The organism is Bacillus cereus group sp. BfR-BA-01331 (assembly GCF_022663915.1).
In the GTDB taxonomy this organism is placed as follows: Bacteria; Bacillota; Bacilli; order Bacillales; family Bacillaceae_G; genus Bacillus_A; species Bacillus_A mycoides.
This window is the reverse complement of the sequence record NZ_JAKUGJ010000167.1, coordinates 1-391: the sequence shown is the minus strand read 5'-3', so window position 1 is coordinate 391 and position 391 is coordinate 1. Positions and strand designations below refer to the sequence as shown.

Below are 391 nucleotides of genomic sequence, written 5' to 3'. Positions count from 1 at the left end.
GAAAAGAACTAGACAAAAAAATTCAAGACTTAAGACGAAGTCGCGTTACAGAAGTAGAATTGGCAGAATTAACAGCACAAGATTTAAAGGTGTTAGCTATTAAAAGTAAAATGAGTTCAGGTTATCAACTGATACCACAAATTATAAAAAAAGATGTGACAGATCAAGAATATGCGCGGATAAGTGAAAACCTTGCGGAGTTTCCAGGAGTAGATACAACAGTTGATTGGGAACGTAATTATGTAAATGGTAATTTATTTCGTTCCGTGATAGGTAATATTACAAGTAGTGAAGAAGGACTACCGAAAGAAAACTTAGATTCTTATTTGGTACGTGGATATAACCGTAATGATCGTGTAGGAAAAAGTTATATTGAACAACGATATGAAGA

The 391-nt window shown here is 33.5% G+C and carries 1 pseudogene; it reads left to right on the top strand.

Annotated elements, in window-relative coordinates:
* Nucleotides 1-391 (top strand): annotated as a pseudogene (locus MR155_RS31485) (penicillin-binding protein); the annotation flags it as partial.